The sequence below is a fragment of the Streptomyces sp. NPDC094032 genome (genome assembly GCF_040303965.1).
GTDB lineage: Bacteria > Actinomycetota > Actinomycetes > Streptomycetales > Streptomycetaceae > Streptomyces.
Window position 1 is genome coordinate 101,993 of record NZ_JBEOUE010000018.1, and the last position, 18,294, is coordinate 120,286.

18 protein-coding genes are annotated in these 18,294 nt (G+C 74.5%); 7 read left to right on the top strand and 11 right to left on the bottom strand.

Annotation, left to right across the window (positions count from 1 at the left end):
- Positions 1–68: 68 nt before the first annotated feature.
- Together ABTZ54_RS24185 and ABTZ54_RS24190 are read left to right on the top strand one after the other, a co-directional pair.
- Positions 69–428: an ArsR/SmtB family transcription factor gene (locus ABTZ54_RS24185; RefSeq protein ID WP_351666707.1), complete on the top strand. Its 360-nt coding sequence runs from the start codon at positions 69–71 to the stop codon at positions 426–428.
- Entirely contained in the window at positions 421–3,405 is a 2,985-nt protein-coding gene (locus ABTZ54_RS24190) for an HAD-IC family P-type ATPase (protein WP_502997303.1), read from the top strand. The genes ABTZ54_RS24185 and ABTZ54_RS24190 overlap by 8 nt, the downstream gene beginning before the upstream one ends.
- On the opposite strand, the gene ABTZ54_RS24195 is transcribed toward ABTZ54_RS24190, so the two are convergent.
- Positions 3,402–3,647, bottom strand: a complete 246-nt coding sequence (locus ABTZ54_RS24195) for a DUF8847 domain-containing protein (protein WP_351666709.1) — start codon at positions 3,645–3,647, stop codon at positions 3,402–3,404. The genes ABTZ54_RS24190 and ABTZ54_RS24195 overlap by 4 nt on opposite strands.
- Positions 3,648–3,718: 71 nt before the next feature.
- Here ABTZ54_RS24195 and tatA point away from each other — a divergent pair, with 71 nt between their 5' ends.
- Complete coding sequence (tatA, locus tag ABTZ54_RS24200; protein WP_351666711.1) at positions 3,719–3,925, top strand: Sec-independent protein translocase subunit TatA; 207 nt, start codon at positions 3,719–3,721, stop codon at positions 3,923–3,925.
- Here tatA and ABTZ54_RS24205 read toward each other — a convergent pair.
- The 3 genes from ABTZ54_RS24205 to ABTZ54_RS24215 all read right to left on the bottom strand — a co-directional run bounded on the left by ABTZ54_RS24205 (position 3,915) and on the right by ABTZ54_RS24215 (position 6,631).
- Positions 3,915–4,484, bottom strand: coding sequence for a hypothetical protein (locus ABTZ54_RS24205; RefSeq protein WP_351666713.1), 570 nt, complete (start codon positions 4,482–4,484; stop codon positions 3,915–3,917). The genes tatA and ABTZ54_RS24205 overlap by 11 nt on opposite strands.
- Before the next feature lie 62 nt (positions 4,485–4,546).
- Complete coding sequence (locus ABTZ54_RS24210; RefSeq protein WP_351666715.1) at positions 4,547–6,061, bottom strand: alkaline phosphatase; 1,515 nt, start codon at positions 6,059–6,061, stop codon at positions 4,547–4,549.
- 177 nt (positions 6,062–6,238) lie between these two features.
- On the bottom strand, positions 6,239–6,631 hold the full coding sequence (locus ABTZ54_RS24215) for a hypothetical protein (protein ID WP_351666717.1): 393 nt from the start codon (positions 6,629–6,631) through the stop codon (positions 6,239–6,241).
- Between the two features lie 120 nt (positions 6,632–6,751).
- Between ABTZ54_RS24215 and ABTZ54_RS24220 the strand changes: the two genes are divergently transcribed.
- Positions 6,752–7,420 carry a class I SAM-dependent methyltransferase gene (locus ABTZ54_RS24220; protein WP_351666719.1) on the top strand — a complete coding sequence of 223 codons (669 nt, stop codon included), beginning with the start codon at positions 6,752–6,754 and terminating at the stop codon, positions 7,418–7,420.
- A gap of 113 nt (positions 7,421–7,533) precedes the next feature.
- Positions 7,534–8,124 (top strand): hypothetical protein, encoded by a 591-nt coding sequence (locus ABTZ54_RS24225; protein ID WP_351666721.1) that lies wholly within the window; start codon positions 7,534–7,536, stop codon positions 8,122–8,124.
- Positions 8,125–8,163: 39 nt separating this feature from the next.
- On the opposite strand, the gene ABTZ54_RS24230 is transcribed toward ABTZ54_RS24225, so the two are convergent.
- From ABTZ54_RS24230 to ABTZ54_RS24245, 4 genes are all read right to left on the bottom strand, one after another.
- Positions 8,164–8,799, bottom strand: coding sequence for a response regulator transcription factor (locus ABTZ54_RS24230; protein WP_351666723.1), 636 nt, complete (start codon positions 8,797–8,799; stop codon positions 8,164–8,166).
- 11 nt (positions 8,800–8,810) lie between these two features.
- Positions 8,811–10,844, bottom strand: a complete 2,034-nt coding sequence (locus ABTZ54_RS24235; RefSeq protein WP_351666725.1) for a sensor histidine kinase — start codon at positions 10,842–10,844, stop codon at positions 8,811–8,813.
- A gap of 39 nt (positions 10,845–10,883) precedes the next feature.
- Complete coding sequence (locus ABTZ54_RS24240; RefSeq protein WP_351666727.1) at positions 10,884–11,537, bottom strand: hypothetical protein; 654 nt, start codon at positions 11,535–11,537, stop codon at positions 10,884–10,886.
- 179 nt (positions 11,538–11,716) lie between these two features.
- Complete coding sequence (locus tag ABTZ54_RS24245; RefSeq protein ID WP_351666729.1) at positions 11,717–12,811, bottom strand: baeRF3 domain-containing protein; 1,095 nt, start codon at positions 12,809–12,811, stop codon at positions 11,717–11,719.
- A 342-nt stretch (positions 12,812–13,153) separates the two neighbouring features.
- On the opposite strand from ABTZ54_RS24245, the gene ABTZ54_RS24250 reads away from it, so the two are divergent.
- Positions 13,154–13,612 (top strand): SRPBCC family protein, encoded by a 459-nt coding sequence (locus ABTZ54_RS24250; protein ID WP_351666731.1) that lies wholly within the window; start codon positions 13,154–13,156, stop codon positions 13,610–13,612.
- 19 nt (positions 13,613–13,631) lie between these two features.
- Here ABTZ54_RS24250 and ABTZ54_RS24255 read toward each other — a convergent pair whose 3' ends face one another.
- Positions 13,632–14,186, bottom strand: a complete 555-nt coding sequence (locus tag ABTZ54_RS24255) for an EF-hand domain-containing protein (protein ID WP_351666733.1) — start codon at positions 14,184–14,186, stop codon at positions 13,632–13,634.
- A gap of 205 nt (positions 14,187–14,391) precedes the next feature.
- On the opposite strand from ABTZ54_RS24255, the gene ABTZ54_RS24260 reads away from it, so the two are divergent.
- Positions 14,392–16,029, top strand: a complete 1,638-nt coding sequence (locus ABTZ54_RS24260; RefSeq protein WP_351666735.1) for a phosphodiester glycosidase family protein — start codon at positions 14,392–14,394, stop codon at positions 16,027–16,029.
- A 30-nt stretch (positions 16,030–16,059) separates the two neighbouring features.
- Here ABTZ54_RS24260 and ABTZ54_RS24265 read toward each other — a convergent pair whose 3' ends face one another.
- Together ABTZ54_RS24265 and ABTZ54_RS24270 are read right to left on the bottom strand one after the other, a co-directional pair.
- Positions 16,060–16,398 (bottom strand): thioredoxin family protein, encoded by a 339-nt coding sequence (locus ABTZ54_RS24265; RefSeq protein WP_351666737.1) that lies wholly within the window; start codon positions 16,396–16,398, stop codon positions 16,060–16,062.
- Between the two features lie 113 nt (positions 16,399–16,511).
- A complete protein-coding gene (locus tag ABTZ54_RS24270; protein WP_351666739.1) occupies positions 16,512–18,185 on the bottom strand; it encodes an alpha/beta hydrolase in 1,674 nt (557 codons plus the stop codon).
- Between the last annotated feature and the right edge of the window lie 109 nt (positions 18,186–18,294).

An 18,294-nucleotide genomic window follows, 5' to 3' on the forward strand; every position in this document is an offset into this window, starting at 1 on the left:
CGGGGGCCCGCCCACGGCGGCCCTAGACTGGGAGGTCTTCGGGCGGTACGGGGAACGGGAGAGGGACGGTGGCGGCGGACGTGGGCGGTTTCACGGACCCTCCTGCCGAGGTGCTGGCCGAGGCGGCCGCCGCCTTCGGACTGCTCTCCTCGCCCTCGCGGCTGCACATCGTGTGGGCGCTCGCCCAGGGCGAGAGCGACGTGACCGGGCTCGCCGAGCGGGTGGGCGGCGCCCTGCCGGCGGTCAGCCAGCATCTGACCAAGCTGAAGCTGGCGGGTCTGGTGCGCTCGCGGCGCGAGGGGCGGCGGCAGGTGTACTTCGTCGACGACCCCGAGGTGGTGACCGTGGTCCGGGTGATGGTGGGCCAGCTCACCGCGCGCTCCGACCGCACCCCGACGCCCGTGCGACGCAGCGGCTTCGGTGCCTGAGAGGGCTGCCCCCGGCCCGCTCGCTCCCGGCACCCCCGGCGGCCGGCCGCCGCTGGGCCGGGAGAGCCCGGACGCGCTCACCGCGCTCCAGGTGCTCCGCCGGCTGGACAGCGGGCCGCGCGGCCTCACCGACGCCGAGGCCGAGCGGCGGCTCGCCCGGTACGGCGAGAACGTCCTGCCCGCCCGGCGGCCCGTCTCCTGGCCCCGCCGGTTCCTGCGCGGCCTGCGCGACCCCTTCACCGCCGTGCTGCTCTGCCTCGGCCTGGTCTCCGTGGCCGTCGCCGCCTGGGGGACCGGCGGGGTGATCCTCCTCCTGGTCGCGGTCAGCTGCGCGCTGCGCTCCTCGGGCGAGCACCGGGCCGACCGCGCCATGGCGGCCCTGCGCGCGTCGGTGGCCGCGACCGCGACCGTGCTGCGCCGCCCCGGACCCGACGCACCGGCCGCCGTGCCCCGGGAGATCCCGGCGGCCGACCTGGTCCCGGGCGACGTGATCCGGCTGGGCCCCGGCGACCTGGTACCCGCCGACGCGCGACTGCTGCGGGCCCGGGGCCTACGGCTGCACGAGGCGGCACTCACGGGCGAGTCGGCGCCCGTGGCGAAGCACGCCGCCGAGGGGCCTGACGGTCCTGGGGGGCCTGACGGTCCTGGGGGTCCTGGGGGTCCCGGGGGTCCCGGCGGTCCGGGGGGTCCCGGCGGTCGCGAGGGCCCTGGCGGTCCTGACAGCCGCAGCGGTCCCGGGGGTCCCGGCGGTCCCGTGCCTCCCGCCGGTCGCGAGGGCCCTTGCGGTCCCGACAGCCTCAGCGGCCCCGGGGGTCCTGTGCCTCCCGCCGGTCGCGAGGGCCCTTGCGGTCCCAACAGCCTCAGCGGCCCCGGCGGTCCTGAGGGTCCCGTGCCTCCTGCCGGTCGCGAGGGCCCCGGCAGTCCCGACAGCCTCAGCGGCCCTGGAGGTCCCGGCGGCCCCGGCGGCCCTGACAGCCCCGACGACCCCAACGACCCCGCCGCCCCCCGTCCCGCCCCCTCCCCGCAGCCCCGCATGTGCTTCCTCGGCAGCAGCGTGGCGTACGGCAGCGCCACCGCGGTGGTCGTCGCCACCGGAGCCCGTACCCGCTTCGCCGCCGCCCACGGCACGGGCGGGCGACGTCGGGACAGCGCCTTCGATCGGGCCGTCCACGGCATCTCCTGGACCCTGATCCGGTTCATGCTGCTGACTCCGCCGCTGGTGCTCATGGCCGGTGCCGCCCTGCACGGGCGTGGCCTGGAGACGCTTCCCTTCGCGGTCGCCGTGGCGGTCGGGCTGACCCCCGAGATGCTGCCCGTCGTCGTCACGACCGTCCTCGCCCGGGGGGCCGCGCGGCTCGCCCGCGAGCACAAGGTGATCGTCACGCGGCTGCCCGCGCTCCACGACCTCGGCGCCGTCGACGTCCTGTGCCTGGACAAGACCGGCACGCTGACCCAGGACCGGCCCGTCGTGGTCCGCGCCGTGGACCCGCACGGCCGGGACGAACCCGAGGTGCTGCGCTGGGCCGCCGCCAACGCCTGGTGGACGCTCCAGCTCGCCGAACTGCCCACCCCCGACGCCCTCGACGAGGCGGTCCTCGAAGCGGCGGCCCTGGAGGAGGCCGCCGGGGCGGACCCGCTCGACTGCGACGGCGTCGCGGCGCTGCCCTTCGACCCGGTACGCCGCCTGGCGACCGCCGTCGTACGCCGCCCCGGCCGCCTCGGCACCCACACCCTGGTCGTCAAGGGCGCGGTGGAGAACGTACTGGAGCGCTGCGCCCTGGACACCGCCGAGCGGACGCGTCTGCTCGCCCTCGCCGCGCGCGAGGCGGACACCGGCGCCCGCCTCCTCGCCGTGGCCCTCGCCGAGCGCCCGGCCCGCCACCGGGACTACACGCCGGCCGACGAGCGCGGGCTCGCACTCCTCGGGTTCGTCGTCCTGCGCGACGCCCTCGCCCCCACCGCCGCCGGGGCCCTCGCCGGCCTCGCCGAACGCGGTGTGGCGGTACGGATCCTGACCGGCGACCACCCGGGCACGGCCGCCCACACCTGCCGCGAACTCGGACTCGACCCGGGCCGGGTGCTCACCGCCGAGGAACTCGACCGCCTGGCCGACGCCGAACTGGCCGACGCCGTCCGGCACACCACCGTCTTCGCGCGCTGCGCCCCCGAGCACAAGGCCCGCGTCGTCACCGCGCTGCGCGCCGGCGGACACGTCACCGGATTCCTCGGCGACGGCGTCAACGACGTGCCCGCCCTCCGCGCGGCCGACGTCGGCCTCTGCCCCACCGGCGCCGTCGACGTCGTCCGGGAGACCGCGGACGTCGTCCTCGCCGAGAAGGACCTGGCCGCGGTCGAGCACGCCATCGCCGCCGGCCGGCACGGCGGCGGGAACATCACCGCCTACCTGCGCGTCACCCTGTCGTCCAACCTCGGCAACGTCATCGCCATGCTGGCCGCCGCGCTCCTGCTGCCCTTCCTGCCGATGCTCCCCGCCCAGGTGCTCGTCCAGAACCTGTGCTTCGACGCCGCCCAGCTCGCCTTCGCCTACGACCGCCCGGACCCGGCGGCCCCGCACGCCCCCACCCGGCTGCGGCACCGCGCGTTCCTGCGCTTCATCACCGGCTTCGGACTGCTCAACGCCGTCGCCGACGTGGCCACGTTCGGCGTGCTCCTGGTCACCACGAGCTCCACGGCCGACGCCCAGGGGGCCTTCCACTCCGGCTGGTTCACCGAGAACCTGCTCGCCCAGGCCCTGGTGATGCTCCTGCTGCGCGGGTCCGCACCCGGTCCCGTCCGGTACGCGGCGGCGGCCCTCGCCGTCATCGGCGTCCTGCTCCCGCCGTCCCCGCTCGGCCCGCTCCTCGCCATGACCCCGCCGCCCCCGCTGTACTACCTGCTCCTGGCCGCCGTCCTCGCGCCGTACGCGGCCGCGCTGCGCGCCGCGAGGTCACGCCACGACCGGCGGACGTCCCCCTAGGGGCTGGCCGGGTCGTACCCGTACCGCAGCAGTCCCTCCGGGGTGCTCCCGTCGAGCCGGTAGACGTACAGCGCCTCGACCCGGATCCCGGTCCCGGCCGCCTCGGCCGCCTCGGCCGGGACCGGGCAGGTCACCTGGAGCACGGGCGGCCGGTCGGACACCGAGACCGTCACCCGCACCCCGTCCGCCGGACCGCCCAGAAGCACCGCGCCCCGACGGTCGTTCATGTCGTTCGTCCCCATGAGGCAACTCAATCAATCGGTTGTACAGTTGCGCAACAAGGCAAGCGTCAGTCGAGAGGGAGAGTGACCGAGTGCTCCGCAACGCACTGGAACCGTGGCATCTGCTGCTGGTGGCGATCGCGTTCATCGTGCTGTTCGGGTCCAAGCGGCTGCCGGACACCGCGCGGTCCCTGGGGAAGTCCCTGCGCATCCTCAAGAGCGAGACCCGGGCCATGCGCTCCGAGGGCGCGGAGCCGGACACGGCCCCTTCCACCCCGCCCGGGGACGCTACTCGTTGACGAGTACGGGTACGGAGAGCACCGCGGACGCGGGCGTCGCGCGCGGGTTCTTCGCGGTGACGGAGAAGTCGATGCCCGGCCCCGTCGCCCGCCGCTCCGTGTGCCCGCCCTGCCCGCCCTGCCCGCCCTTCTCGCCCTCGTGCTCCTCCCCGTAGGTGAAGACCCCCGACCCGAGCAGGCGGCCGTCGGCGTCGTAGAAGGCGGCGCGCAGCTCCAGGGCGATCACGTCGCTGACGTCGGAGGTGATCGCCAGATGTCCGGTCACGGCCTGCCGGCCGTGCAGGGCGAGCCGGGTGAAGCGCACGCGGTCGGTGAAAGGCCCTTCCTCGACGCGCACGTCACCCCGCCGGGGCGCGGGGGAGAGCAGGGGAGCGGGCGGCGGAGCCGTACGCGGAGCGGGAAGCGCGGCACCGGGAAGCGCGGCCGAGGCGGCCGTGGGCCGCGTGCCGTTCCCCGCCTTCCCGCCGCCGTCGCCCGAGGCGCCGCAGCCCGTGAGCGTGGCGAGAGCGGCGAGGGTGGCGGCCAGGGTCACGGCCGCGGCCGAGGTGCGCGGTCTCATCGTGTCTCCAGGGGTCCGGGGTGCGAGGGGGCCGGATCCGGCCCCCTCGCGGGCGGTCGGGGTCAGTGGCCGCGGGGCGCGGTGTCGAAGAGCGAGCGGTACATCTTTCCGTACAGCTCGACGTTGTTCTGGCTGGTGGCGAAGCGCCTGCCGCCCGGCCCGTAGGCGTAGATCGGGACGTCGGCGCCGGTGTGGTTGCCGGACAGGTAGGACAGCCAGAGACTGGCCTCGGGGCTGCCGTCCTGGACGCCCGCCGGGTCGTCGGGAGTACGGAAGGTGGCCGGGCCGAAGTTCTTCGGGTCGTTCGCGCCGGCGCCGTTGACGGGGCCCGAGGAGCGGGCCGGGTCCTTGGCACCGGACGCGGGCCGCGACGGCGTGGAGTTGTTCGCCGGGTTGCCCGCGTCGGCGTTGGCCGGCGGGGCGGCCGCCTCGGCGTTGGTGTACGAGCCCTTCTCGATGATGTTGAAGCCGGCGCACTCGTGGTCCGCCGTCACGATCACCAGGGTGTGGCCGTCCTCGCGCGCGAAGTCGACCGCGGCCCGCACCGCGTCGTCGAACGCCTTGATCTCGCCGAGCGTCTGGGCGGCGTCGTTGGCGTGCGAGCGCTTGTCGATCTGGGCGCCCTCGACCTGGAGCAGGAAGCCCTTCTTGGAACGCCCGTCGAGGAGCGACAGGGACTTCCTGGTCATCTCCGCGAGCGTCGGCTCCTGCCGCTGCGGCGCGTCGGCCGGCAGCTTCGCCTTGGCCTGCTCCACCGTCAGGTTGCCCCGGTTGAACAGGCCGACGACCTTGCCGCGCCGCACGCCCGCCAGGTCGCCCTTGGTGGCGACCCGCTGGCTGGCGGCGGTCTGCGCGGGCAGCGCCGGGTCGCCGAAGCTGCCGAGGACCTGGTAGCCCTGCGCCCGCAGCGCCTCCTGGTCGTCCGGCTCGAAGCGGGCGAGCCCGCCGCCGAGGATGACGTCGGCCGTGCCGTTGCGGGCGATCTGCTCGGCGATCGGCGTGATCAGGGTCGGATCGGCCGGCTTGTCCTCGTAGCTTCCGTCCGCCTTCTTCGGCAGGCAGGAGGCGTCCGAGTAGACCGGGCCCTGGCAGCCGCGCAGCAGCGCGTGGCTGAACTGGGCGGCCGGGGTGGCGTCCGTGATCTCGGCGGTGGACACGTTGCCCGTGGCGAAGCCCGCCCGGTGGGCCTGCTCCATCAGGGTCGCGACCCGCTTCTCGTACGCGTCGACGCCGATGGCGGCGTTGTACGTCTTCACGCCGGACGACCAGGCGGTGGCCGAACTGGCCGAGTCGGTCACCAGCGCCGGCCGGTCGCTGTCCTTCTCGACGGCGTAGGTGGCGACGGCGCCGTAGTTCGGCAGCCGCTCCATGTTCAGCTTGCCCGCCGCGCCGTAGTAGCGCTCACGGGCGGCGGTGACATGGGTGCGGCCCATGCCGTCGCCGAGCAGGTAGATGACGTTGTGTATCTCCCGCTGCCGTTCCTCGTGCCGGGGCGCGGCGCCGGCGGTGACGACGGCGCCCACCGTCACCGCACCGCTCACGCCGAGCACCATCAGGGTCCTCATGCCTCTACGCATGTGAGAGATGCCTCCTCGGGCATGTCGTCGACCACCCACGGCCGTCCCCATGAGGCCGTGGGCGCACCCGGATCCCCAGGCGCTGCGAGGCTAGGGACGGCCGGTGTACGCCCCACGGCATCCGGATGGCGCCCGGACCAACGCCGCCCGCATGCTGTCCTCGGCCGTGGCCCGGCCTCAGGACGCGAAGAAGTCCTCGGGCGCGTCGTCGAGGACGAACCCGTTGTCGAGGCGGACCCGGACCGTGACGCGGAGACGCTGGCGTTCGTACGCGGCCCATGCGGGCTCCAGGGCGTCCACCTGCTCCGCCAGCCGGTCCCTGCTCGCCTGCGGCATCTGGTGCCCGAAGGAGTCGAGCAGGGACTTCAGACGCTGGTATTCATCGGCCTCGGGGCTCGGCTCCTTCTCGTGCTCGACCACGCGCTCGACCGTGCCCTCGGTACCCGCCGCCAGGGCCAGGGTCGCCGCGCCGAAGCCCGGCTCCGCCGGGGGCTCCCCGGCCGGACCCACCGACCCGTTCAGCGCCAGATCCGCCGCGAGCCGCACCCGCCGGCCCTCGTTCAGTCTCATCGATCCCTCGTCCTCCTCGTCGACCGGTGGCGACCCGGTGCGCAAGGTGTCGCCAGGTGCCGGAGAGAGCAGGATCATCCCACCTCACACGGGCACGTCCCACGACGGAAGGGGAACGGAATGGACCACGGCGGTACGCGAGGGCGGCCGGTCTCGGCGGCGGAGCTGTTCGACGGGCTCGGTATCGCATACGAGCACGCCTTCGTCCGGCTGCCGGCCCAGGCGCGGGCGATCGAGTGGCTCACCGCACGGCTGGGCCCGGGTGCCTCGGTCCTCGACGTCGGCAGCGGCACCGGACGCCCGGTGGCCGAGCTGCTGGTGCGCGCGGGCTGCGAGGTGACCGGCATCGACGTGTCCGGCGAGATGGTCGCCCTCGCGCGCTCGCAGGTGCCCGGGGCCCGCTTCGAGCAGTGCGACGTGCGCGCCTTCGACGCGCCGGAGGGCGGCTTCGACGCGGTGTGCGCGTTCTTCCCGCTCCTGATGATGAGCCGGGCGGAGGCCGCCGCGAGCCTGAAGCGCATGGCCGGCTGGCTGGCGCCGGGCGGCTTCCTGGTGACGGCGACCGTGCCCGCGGACGTGGCGGACATCGAGATCGTCTGGATGGACCGTACGGTCAGGGTCTCCAGCTTCTCGACGGAGGAGTACGTGCGCCTCCAACGGGAGGACTGCGGCCTCGACGTGCTCCACCACGAGGAGTCGTTCTTCGTCCCGGACGACCCGCGCGCGACCCCGGAGGAGCACCTCTTCACGTACGCCCGCCGCGGTGACGGGGGCACGCCGGGGCGGTAGCCGGCCTCCCGGACGGTCGGGACACCTGCCCCATGCGGAGGGGACGGGCGGCGGGCGAACGTGGTGGGCGACAGCGCGGAACCGCCGCGCTCCATCGACGGAGGCATCGACGCATGTCCGGATTACGAAACTCGGGCCTGGCCGGAGCGGTCGCCGTGGCGGCCCTGATGACCCTCGCGGGGCCCTCGGGCGCCGCCGTGGCCGCGACCGGCGGCGACGGGGGCGGCAAGCACTGCACGGTGCGGCCGAACCAGCAGGCGGTCTGCTTCGACACCTTCGCGCAGGCCATCGCCGACGCGACGAACGGAGCCGTACGCCTCCCGGCCGGGGCGACGACGGTCACGCAGCGGCAGCTCGACGCGGGCGCCGCCGCGCGGGGGTTCGGGGCGAACGAGTCGACGGTCATCGCGGTCATCTACAACGACGCGGACTTCAAGGGACACTCGTACACGTTCGTCAAGGACCACGGATGCGACGGTGACTGGGGGACCGTCGACTTCGAGGAGGGCAACCTCCGGTACTTCTACGACAACACGAACTTCAACTGGGGCGACGAGATCGGCTCGGCCCAGGAGTACGCCGGCTGCCACGGCATCTACTACGAGAACAGCTGGTTCAACACACGGAAGTCCGGCCGCACGGCCGAGAGTCCGTGGAGCGGGGGATGGATGGACGACGAGGCCTCCTCCATCCGCTGGGTGTGACGCCAGGGCGGCGGGACCGTGACCGCCCGGCCCGGCCGGTCACGGTCCGCCGCCCAGGCCCGACTGGCGGGCCCGCACGATGGCCTCCGCGCGGGTCGCCGCCTGGAGTTTGGCGAGGATGTTGGACAGGTGGTTGCGGACCGTCTTCGGGCTCAGTGCGAGGCGCCGGGAGATCGCGAGGTTGTCCAGGCCACGGGCCACCAGGTCCAGCACCTCCCGCTCCCGCGAGGTCAGCTCCGGCAGCGGCACCGGTCCGCCCCAGGCCGCGTGGCCCAGCAGGTAGTCCATCGCCCGGACCGCCACCGCCGGGCCCAGGATCACCTCCCCGTTGGCCACGGCCCGCACCGCCCGCTCGATCTCCTCCGCCGCCGCCCCCTTCAGGAGGTACCCGCGCGCCCCCGCCCGCAGGGCCGCGAAGACCGAGTCGTCGTCGTCCAGCATCGTCACCACCAGGACCCCCGCCCCGGGCAGCACCCGGAGGATCTCGCGGGTCGCGTCCACGCCCGACGCGGCCGCGTCGCCCAGGTGCAGGTCCATCACCACGACGTCCGGCGCGTGCGCGACCGCCGCCGCCACGGCCTCGTCCATCGAGGGCACCTCCGCCACGACGTCCACGCCCGTCAGCGAACCGAGCAGGGCGGACATCCCCAGCCGGAAGACGGGATGGTCGTCCACGACCAGCACCCTCAGCACGGGAGCCTCAGTTCCAGCCGGGTGCCCCGTCCGGAGCCGCCCGGGCGCCAGGCGGCGGTGCCGCCGACGCCCTCGGCCCGCTCGCGGATCGAGACCGTCCCGACCCCGTGCCGTACCTCCACGGGCATGCCCCTCCCGTCGTCCTGGACCGATACCTCCAACAGGCCCTCGCACGCGTGGAGTTCGACCGTGCACAGATGGGCCCGCGCGTGCCGCGACACATTGCGGATGGCCTCCGCGACGATCGCGTACACCGCTCCCGCGACCTCCGGGGGCGTCCGGTCGATCCCGTCGCCCTCCTCCCGCACCAGCACCGTCAGGCCGTCCGCCTCGTAGCGCATCACCAGTTCGCGCAGCGCCGCCACCAGGCCCAGCTCGGCGAGGACCGGCGGGACCAGGCCGCGCGCGAGCACCCGGACCTCCTCCACCCGGGCGTCGACCTCGCCCCGTAACCGGCCCAGCAGCTCGTCGGCCCGGTCCGCGCCCTCCGGCAGCAGATTGCGGACGGCGGAGAGCCCGAGCCCGATCCCGGCCAGTGAGGGCCCGATCTCGTCGTGCAACTCACGCCGCAGCACCCGCCGTTCGTCGTCCCGCGCGGCGGCGAGCCGCCCGCGCGACTCCCGCAGCGCCCGCGTGACGGCGGCCAGTTGCACAGCCGTGGCGACCAACGGCGCCACCTCGTCGAGCGCCGCGCGGGTCCGCCGGTCGAGGCGCTCACCGGGACGCGGGGTCACGAGCAGCACACCGGCGGACTCTCCCCGTACGACCAAGGGCACGGCCGTCACGTCCCCCGGCGCCTCGACCGGCTCCACCGCCTCGCCCGCGCCGAGCACCCGTACGCCGCCGAGGTTGAAGGAGGCCGCGATGGACTCCGCCATCCCCGCGAGCGACTCCTCCGGGGTCCCCGCGCTCCCCAGATGCCGCCCCACCCGGCTGAGCGCGGGCGCCGCCGCCTCCCCGTACACGAGCCGGTCCACACGCCGTTGCAGCCAGCCGCGGACCGGCTGGACCCCGGCCGCGGTGGCGGCGGCGGCCAGCACCCGCGTCACGGCGCCGTCGCCCGGCAGCAGGAGCCCCAGGACCGCGACCGTGGCGAGGTAGCCCGCCACCAGCATGCCCGTCAGGAGCGTCCAGGTCAGGGTGCGGCTGACCGCCAGGTCGATGCCGAACATGCGCCGCCGCAGCACCGTGACGAGGATCGCGGCCGGGAAGAACGCCTGCGAGGCCAGGTGGGCGAGGGTCGTGAAGAGGCCCACGGCCGGGGCGGGTTCGCCGTCCGTCCACATGAGCAGCGGCACGAACGTCGAGGAGATCAGCGCGACGCCGATGGCCAGCCAGCCGAGGCCGCGGGCCGCCGGGTCCCGGTACCGGTGCACGGCCGCGTGCCCCGCGGCGGCGAGGCCGAGCGCCACGACGGCCAGCTGGATCCACCAGGAGACGGGCTCCGCGAGCCGCGCCCACGCCTCGTCGCGGACCGCGAACGGCGAGAACGGCTCGTCCGCCCCGGGCCACGGCCACGGATCGGCGAGCCGCACGACGAGCGTGGCGCCGATGGCCGCCGCGCCGACCCCGATCGCGGCGCGGGCCGACCGGCGCGGCCTCTCCTCGGCCAACAGGTACGGCACGACCAGCATCAGCGCCAGCGTCCCCGGCACCCAGGCCGTGCCCTGCAGGATGATCCAGCGCGGCGGCAGGCCGTCCGGCGACGCCCGGTACACCACGCCCAGTTGCGCGACGACGGCGGAGGCGCCCGTGCCCGCCGCCGTCAGGGCGACGAGCCAGCCCACCGGGTGCAGCCGGCGGCCGAGGACCACGGCCGCGACCAGCCCGTACACCAGCGCGTCGGTGGTGTCGACGAGGAAGAACCCCTGGTCGCTGCTCCAGGGCGCGCCCGCCCTGACGGCGAGCACGATCCCCGTGACCGCCAGCCCCCAGGTCGCCACGAGCACGCCGACGGCCACCCCCCGGTGGCCCCCGTCCCGCTCCCGCCGGCGCCCCGCCACCCCGAGATCCCCCAAGTCCCCCATGGGGCAAGGGTCCCAGGGCGGCGGGCCCTTGTCACAGGGTCAGGCCGGGACGCGCCGTCCCCAGGCGAACGCGGCACCGAGGACCAGCAGATACGGGACGCCGACCATCAGCGCCATGTACTGGAACGGGGTCACCTGCGTCACGGCGAGCAGCAGCCCGAAGACCACGCTCACCACCCCGATCCACCGCCCGACGGCCCCCTGCCGGAACGCGGCCACGACCAGGGCGGCGGCGGTGAGCAGCAGCCCGGACCACAGCCAGCCGTAGGTGCCGAGCTGGCCGAGCGAGGCCATGACGGTGTCCGGATCGCTCTCGGCCCGCTTCCGCAGCAGGTGGAACGCCTCGGTCCCCATCCCGCACCCGGCCAGGCTCATCGCCCCGGTGAGCAGCATCCCGAGGAACGCGGTCATCGGCACCAGGCTCCCCGCCGGGCACTGCCGCTCCAGCCGCCGCTTGAGCCCGGCCCCGAAGACCACGGCCCCGAACGCGGCCAGCGTGAACGCGAGCTGCGTGACGAACACCCACCACATGCCCGTGTCGTCGAACCGGGCCACCATCGCCGCGTTGTCGGCGAGATCCGCCTCCTCGAAGGGCCACAACGGCCCCGAGGCGACGATCACCCCGATCCCCGCGAGCCCGGTCACGACCCCGCCCCACGCCCAGGCGCGCCCGTCCTCACCCGTACCGGCCATGTCATCCCCCTACGACCCCGGGCGGGAGCCCTTCCCCCGCCCCCACCAGGGTCACCGGCCCGCCGTCCCGGGCGCACGGGCCCGGCGTCCCGAGCGGCCGGGATTTCGCGGGGACGGGGACGCCGGTACGGGACTGGGCCGCCGGTACGGGACCGGGGCGCCGGTACGAGACCGGGTCGTCAGTAGCGCAGGGCGGCGGCGATGTGCCGCTGGTCGGCGAGGGTGCCGCCGGGGACGAACTGGACCTCCGCGCCGGTCTCCAGCGCGTGCTCCACGATCTCGTCGACCATGTCGTCCCGCGCCCCGGCGTCGCCGGCGGAGGCGGGTTCGAGGTGGTCGGCCTCCTCCCGTACGACGGTGCGGTAGTCGTCCTCGACGGCGAGGAGGCGTACGCGGCCCTGCTTGACGGCCTGCCACACCTCGTCGATCCCGCCCGCGAACTGCTTCTGGCCCCGGGCGGCGTCGAGTTCGGCGACGACGGTGGAGACGGTCGCGGCCCGGCGGGCGGTCAGCCCCGGGGTGACGGCCTCGTGGACGGCGGCGGCGGGACCGGCGGCGAGACCGCCGTGCTGGATCGTCACGGCGCCGGCGGCCAGCGGGCCGAGCTCCTCCAGGAGGGCCAGGGCGGCGGCGGAGCCGATGACATAGAGGGGCCGGGGCTCGGAGGCCAGTACGGTGCGCAGCCGCTGGTGGGCGTCGCGCAGGAACTGCCGGGTGGCCTCGTCCTGGAAGGTGCTGGGGAGGTCGCCGACGCGTTCCTTGCGTTCGGGGTCGGGGTCCTCCAGGCTCCGCTCCAGCGGGAAGCCGTCCTCGGTGGCCTCGGTGGCGCGCTCGGTCTCGCCGCTCCACAGGGAGACCCGGTCGGCGGCCACGGCCAGCGCCCAGTACGGCTGCTCGGCGGCGCGGGCCGCGACGAGGTTGCGGGTGAGGAAGGTGTCCGACACCACGACGCGCTCCGGAAGCGTACGGGCCACCTTCCAGATGTGGTGCTCGCCGGGCGCCGCGTAGATCACCAGACCGTCCTGGGCGTGGACGAGGTCCACCTCCGTGAGGGCCTGCTTCAGCTGATCGAGCACGTCCAGGCGCCGTTCCCGGGTCACGTCCGGGTTGCTCTGCAGGGCCTTCTCGGCCTCGGCGACGAGATTGCGCAGCCGTACCGGGTCCTGGGTGTTGTCCGGCTCGCGACGGTGCGTCGGCATGACCAGGGAGACGGCCGGGTACGGGCGGGGCTGGCGCAGCCGGCCGAGTGCTTCATTGCTGAGCAAGGGGTCCATGTCGGGGGCCTGCCTTCTGGTTCGGGCGGACGAGTGGACCGGCGCACGGCGCGCCCTTCACAGGCCCACAGAGCGTCATCTTGTCCCGAGATGTCCTGCCCGGCGAGTCGGCGTGGGCGGCTGGGGGTGCCGTTCGGGTCCGGTCACCCGAACGGCGGCTTCCGGCCGGAACCCGCCCCGCCCCCGCTGCCCGGCCTTCCCCTGTACGTCTCCCTGTACGTCCCCCTGTACGCGGGGTCCGGCGCGGGTCGCGCTGTGGGTGCCGGGCGGGGCGGGCGCGGATAGCGTCGGCGGAGGGGCCGGGGAGCACCGCTCCCCACCGAAGCGAGGAAGGCGGTCGAAGTGTCCAGGAATCGCCGGTTGATCCTGAGCCCGCCGTCCCGCGTCTGGGGCCTGCTGGCCGACGGGCACCGCTACGGGGAGTGGGTCTCGGGTACGCAGCGGATCATCGCCGCCGACCCGCACTGGCCCGAGGTGGGCGCCCGGCTCCAGGTCCGGGTGGGCCTCGGTCCGCTCACCCTCGACGACACCTGCGTCGTCCGAATCTGCGAGCCCGAGCGCCGTCTTGAACTGGAGGCGAAGGCGGATCCCTTCGGGGCGGCCCGCATCGCCATGAACCTGATCCCGTGGGGCGAGAACACCCTCTTCCTGCTCGAATGGCATCCCCTGCGGGGGCCCGGCACCCGGATGCACGGACTCCCCGTCGACTATGTCGTCTCCATCCGCAACGGCATGATGCTGACGAAACTCGCGCGGATCGCCGTCCGCGAGCAGCGGGACCGCGCCGCTTCGCGGGCGTGAGCCCCGTCGGACGGCGGCGTCACCGGCCGGGCGCCCGCCCCATCCACCAGTTGCCCGGGGCGTCGGGGTCGGCGCTGGACCAGTACGCGACGACGGCGGACTCGAACTCGGCGGGCGACAGGGTGCCGTCGCCGTCGAGGTCCAGATGACGGAACGCCTCGTCGAGGTCGGCCTGGCCGATCGCCGGGAAGTGGCTGCGCTGGAACGCGTCGAACTCGTCCCTGCTGACCCGGCCGTCGCCGTCGACGTCGGCGATGGCGAAGAACGCCCGCGCCAGCGCGCCGACGGTGGCGGCGGCGGCCTCGGGGTCGGCGGCCAGCGTGAGGGTGCTGGCGACGAACTCCGCCTTCGTCATGCGGCCGTCGGGGCCACCGACGTGCGGAGCGTGCAGATCGCGCCAGACGGCGACGTACGCGTCGACCATCCGGGTGTGCTCGGCCGAGCCGCGCGCGTACCCGAGCTGGTCGGCGGCGCGGTCGCCCATGGTGACGTGATCGGCCTCGGTCAGGGCCCCGTCGCCGTCGGTGTCCAACAGGTCGAAGCCGTGGCTGATCTTCTCGCGCAGGATGTCCATGCCGTGAACGTAGCGCAGGAGTCACGGTCCGTGAGGTGTGTTCGGGCGGGTCGCCCGAGACGGGGATTGACCTGCCGTCAGGAGCGGCGGCGGCGCCCGGGTTAGGCTGCCCTGCCCACCCGGCCCCTCGTGCGTGCGGGCCGGAGGGACACGTCGTACCGCAGACGGGACGGCTTGTGTCCGACTCGTCCTACCGAGGAGTGTCTTGCCCAGACTTCGTCGCGGCCTCGCGGCCGCCGTCGCCCTGACGTCACTGATCGTGCTGCCGCCCGGCGCGTCGGCCGTGGCGGAGGAGCCCGGCGGCACCGCGCAGCACATGCCGCTGGGTCCCGCCGATCTCGAAACGGTGGCGGAACCCGTACAGACCCTGGCGCCCGGGATCACGTACCAGAAGTTCAGCCAGGGCCGGGCGTCCGACCTGTGGTCGGTCGAGGTGGAGATCGACGTCCCCGGCGGCACGAGCTGGCGGGTCGGCAACAGGACGTACGCGGACGCCATGGTGACGGCTCTGGCCGACAAGGGGTTCGCGGGGCGCGTCGACTCCCGGCAGGTGCCCGTCCTGACGGGCGGCGGCGGCTTCCTCTCCGAGAACATGGTGCGCGTCGGGCGCTTCGGCCCCGACGACCAGACCGCCGCGAGCCGGTTGAAGGGCTGGCTGGATTCCTCCGGCTACTCCAGCCGCGTCGTCTACACGGCCCAGGACGGGGCCGCCACCACGGGGCCGTGGCGGGTCCAGGTCGTCACGGTGGATCCCACGGCGGCCGTCGCCTTCAAGGCCGTCCACGGACAGGACGTCAGCACGACGCAGACGGTCCGCGACATGGCGAAGTCGGCCGGCGCCCTGGTCGCGGTCAACGGGTCCGAGTTCGACATCCACGCGCCGAGCTACGACGGCGACCCCGAGGGGCTGTACGTCCAGGGCAACAACCTCCTCAGCGAGGCCAACAACGGCCGCACCGCCCTGCTCCTGGAGGGCGCGGGCGCCCGGGTCCGCGTCGACGAGATCACTTCCAAGACCCAGGTGACCGCGCCCGACGGCCAGGTGCGGCAGATCGACGGCATCAACCGCGTGCCCGGCCGGATCCGCGGCTGCGGCGGGATCGGCGCGGACCACCGGTTCGACGGCAAGGGCGCCGACCCCGAGACCAGGCCGTGGCGCGGGATCCTGTGCGTCGACCCCGACGAAGTCGTCGTCTTCCGGCCCGAGTGGGGGACGGCGACCCCGCGACCGGAGGCCGCCGACAGCGTCGACGTCGTCATGGACGGCAACTGGACCGTCAAGGAGATCCGTCCGGCCGGGGGCCCGGTCCCGGCGGGCAGCAGGATCATGCAGGGCATCGGTACCGGGGCGGAGTGGCTGCGCGCGCACGCCGTCGTCGGGCAGGCCTTCAAGCCCGGCACCACCATCACCGACGCCCAGGGCAAGCCCGTGACCAGCCCGACCCTGTCCGCCGTCGCGGGCGGCGGCCCCGCCCTGGTCCGCAACGGCGAGATCATGCTCAACACCGTGGCCAACGGCATGTACGACGCCGTATGGGGGACGCCGACCACCGCCGTCGTCGAGCGCCACCCCCGCACGCTCGCCGGGGTCACCGCCACGGGCGCGCTCCTCCTGGTCACCATCGACGGGCGCGACCCCCGCACCAGCGTCGGCGTCACGATGCGGGAGGCCGCCGAGGTCATGAAGTGGCTCGGCGCCAAGGACGCGCTGAGCCTGGGCGCCGGCGGCGACACCACCCTCGTCGCCGGCGACACCCTCTACAACCGCCCCATGGACAGCTGGACCGCGGCCGGCCCCACCGAACGCAAGGTGGGCAACGCCGTCGTCGTCGTGAACAAGTAGCCCTTCACGGACCGGGTACGGGGCTCCCGCTCAGAGGTGGGCGTCCAGGAACTCCCGTACCTCGGCGGTGGTCATCGGCCCCGTGCCGTGCGCCACCGCCTCGCCCGCCTTCAGGAGGACGTACGACGGGGCTCCGGTCACCCCGTACCGCCGGGTCGCGGCCGGACAGCGCGTGATGTCCGTACGGACGGCCGTCAGGCGGCCCGTGTACGCGTCGGCGATGCCGCCGATGACGAGGTCCATCGCCCGGCAGGGTTCGATGGCCTTGGGCCACGTCCCCGTGAAGTAGGCGAGGACCGGGACGTCGCTCATCCCGAGGATGAAATCGAACTCCGCGTCCTCGCGGGGTTGGTGAATCCGCTTCGCCATGGAAGCTCCTGACCTCGCGTTCCGTCATTCCGTCCCCATCATCTCCCGCCGCGCGGAACGGGCGGGGCCCCCGTCTCCCGGGGCCCCGCCCTCAGGGGTCGGTCAGGGTGCCGTCAGAAGCGGTCCTGCCCGATCGGGAGGCGCTGCGGGAGCTCCGTGGAGCGCTGCGCCTGCCCGGCCGGGGTCCGGCAGGTGAGGTCGGTGGCCGGCAGACGGCCGGTGACCAGATAGGCGGTGGCGGTCGCGTCGGCGCAGGACCCGAGGCCGAAGACGCCGTGGCCCTGACCGCCCAGGACGGTGACCATCCGGGCACCCTTCATCGCCCGGCGCAGCCCCTGCCCGCTGACCAGGGGCGTCTGCGAGTCCCACTCGTTCTGGAGGACGAGGGCGGCGACGGAGTTGCCCACCTCGGTGGCGGGCTCGGCCCCGCGCCCCCAGAACGCGCACGGCTTGATGTTCGACGCGAAGTCCCCGTACAGCGGATACCTGGCCCTGTCGCGGATCGCGTCGCGCCGGTACCGCTCCGGGTCACGCGGCCACGCGCGGGTGTCGGCGCACACCACGGACCAGAAGGCCGCGTCCATGTTGTCCACGGGGACGGCGGGGGCGGCGGGGACGGCGGGGGCGGCGGGGGCGGCGGCCGGACCGGCCGGTGCGGCCGGGGTCTCGGCGGCGCGGGCGAAGGACGGAGGCGCGGGGGCGAACGGCGTGGCGCGCGCGGCGGGCGCCGGAGTCCGGCCCTCGGCGGCGTCCTTGAGCCGGACCACCGACTCGGCGGCGTACGCCACGTCGAAGAAGACGGCCCGCGCCCTGAGCCGGATCCCGTCGCCCGTCAGGGAGACGCCGTCCAGCTCGATCGGCTCACGGTCCGCCCGGGCGACCAGCGCCCAGAACGTCGCCCCGACCTCGGCCGGGGTGGCGCCCAGCTTGTACGTCGCGTTCCGCTCGGCGGTCCATGTCGCCCACCGCGCGAACGCCGGCTCCGCGCCCTCGGCCCACACCTGGATCATGCCGCGCCAGACACGCGCCGGGTCGACCGCGCTGTCGAGCACGAACCGGTCGGCGCGCCGGGGGAACATCTGCGTGTAGACGGCTCCCAGATAGGTGCCGTAGGAGTAGCCGAGGTACGAGATCTTCTTCTCGCCCAGCACGGCACGGACCACGTCCATGTCCCGGGCCGTGTTGCGGGTGGTGAGGTGGGGGAGGACGGCTCCGTTCCGCGCCCGGCACTTCTCCGCGACGGTCCGCGCCCACTGGACGTCCTTCTCGAACGCCGCCGCGTTGTACGGGCGTTGCCACGCCGTCTCTTCGTCGTTGAGGCCGCAGCTCACCGGGGCGCTCCGGCCGACGCCCCGGGGGTCGAAGCCGATCAGGTCGTACCGCTTCTTGACGTCGTCCGACAGCATCGGCGCCATCCAGACCGGCATGTCGAGGCCCGGCCCGCCGGGCCCGCCGGGGTTCAGCAGCAGCACACCGCGCCGCTCGCGGGCGCTGGTCGCCTTCATCCGGGAGACGGCGAGATCGAGGGTGCGCCCGTTCGGGCGGGCGTAGTCCAGGGGCACCTTGATCGTCGCGCACTCGTACGCGGCCGGTGCGGCGGCGTCGCAGCGACTCCAGCGCGGCTTCTGCTGTCCGTAGCGGGCCAGAGGGTCGGCCGATTGGGTGGCGGCGGTCGTGCCGGGCCGGGGCGCCGGTCCGGTCGCCGAGGCCACGGCGGGGGTGAGAACGGGAAGGAGCGTCGCGATGGCGCCTAAGGCCACGCCGGACGCTATTCGTCGGCTTCGCACGGTGATGGGGGTCCTCGCGTGAGGTGGACGTTCGGTCCCAAGAACCCTTTCTCACACGCGACTTGCCCGAATCCCCCCGAAGGAGGGCATCGCCTCCCCCCGAAGGAGG

What these genes read in the sequence shown, in the direction of transcription:
- ABTZ54_RS24210 (WP_351666715.1), bottom strand. Translation starts at nt 6,061, where the DNA reads ATGCGTAGAGGCATGAGGACCCTGATGGTGCTCGGCGTGAGCGGTGCG.
- ABTZ54_RS24225 (WP_351666721.1), top strand. Translation starts at nt 7,534, where the DNA reads ATGTCCGGATTACGAAACTCGGGCCTGGCCGGAGCGGTCGCCGTGGCG.
- ABTZ54_RS24220 (WP_351666719.1), top strand. Translation starts at nt 6,752, where the DNA reads ATGGACCACGGCGGTACGCGAGGGCGGCCGGTCTCGGCGGCGGAGCTG.
- ABTZ54_RS24245 (WP_351666729.1), bottom strand. Translation starts at nt 12,811, where the DNA reads ATGGACCCCTTGCTCAGCAATGAAGCACTCGGCCGGCTGCGCCAGCCC.
- ABTZ54_RS24195 (WP_351666709.1), bottom strand. Translation starts at nt 3,647, where the DNA reads ATGGGGACGAACGACATGAACGACCGTCGGGGCGCGGTGCTTCTGGGC.
- ABTZ54_RS24215 (WP_351666717.1), bottom strand. Translation starts at nt 6,631, where the DNA reads ATGAGACTGAACGAGGGCCGGCGGGTGCGGCTCGCGGCGGATCTGGCG.
- ABTZ54_RS24235 (WP_351666725.1), bottom strand. Translation starts at nt 10,844, where the DNA reads ATGGGGGACTTGGGGGATCTCGGGGTGGCGGGGCGCCGGCGGGAGCGG.
- ABTZ54_RS24240 (WP_351666727.1), bottom strand. Translation starts at nt 11,537, where the DNA reads ATGGCCGGTACGGGTGAGGACGGGCGCGCCTGGGCGTGGGGCGGGGTC.
- ABTZ54_RS24265 (WP_351666737.1), bottom strand. Translation starts at nt 16,398, where the DNA reads ATGGCGAAGCGGATTCACCAACCCCGCGAGGACGCGGAGTTCGATTTC.
- ABTZ54_RS24205 (WP_351666713.1), bottom strand. Translation starts at nt 4,484, where the DNA reads ATGAGACCGCGCACCTCGGCCGCGGCCGTGACCCTGGCCGCCACCCTC.
- ABTZ54_RS24255 (WP_351666733.1), bottom strand. Translation starts at nt 14,186, where the DNA reads ATGGACATCCTGCGCGAGAAGATCAGCCACGGCTTCGACCTGTTGGAC.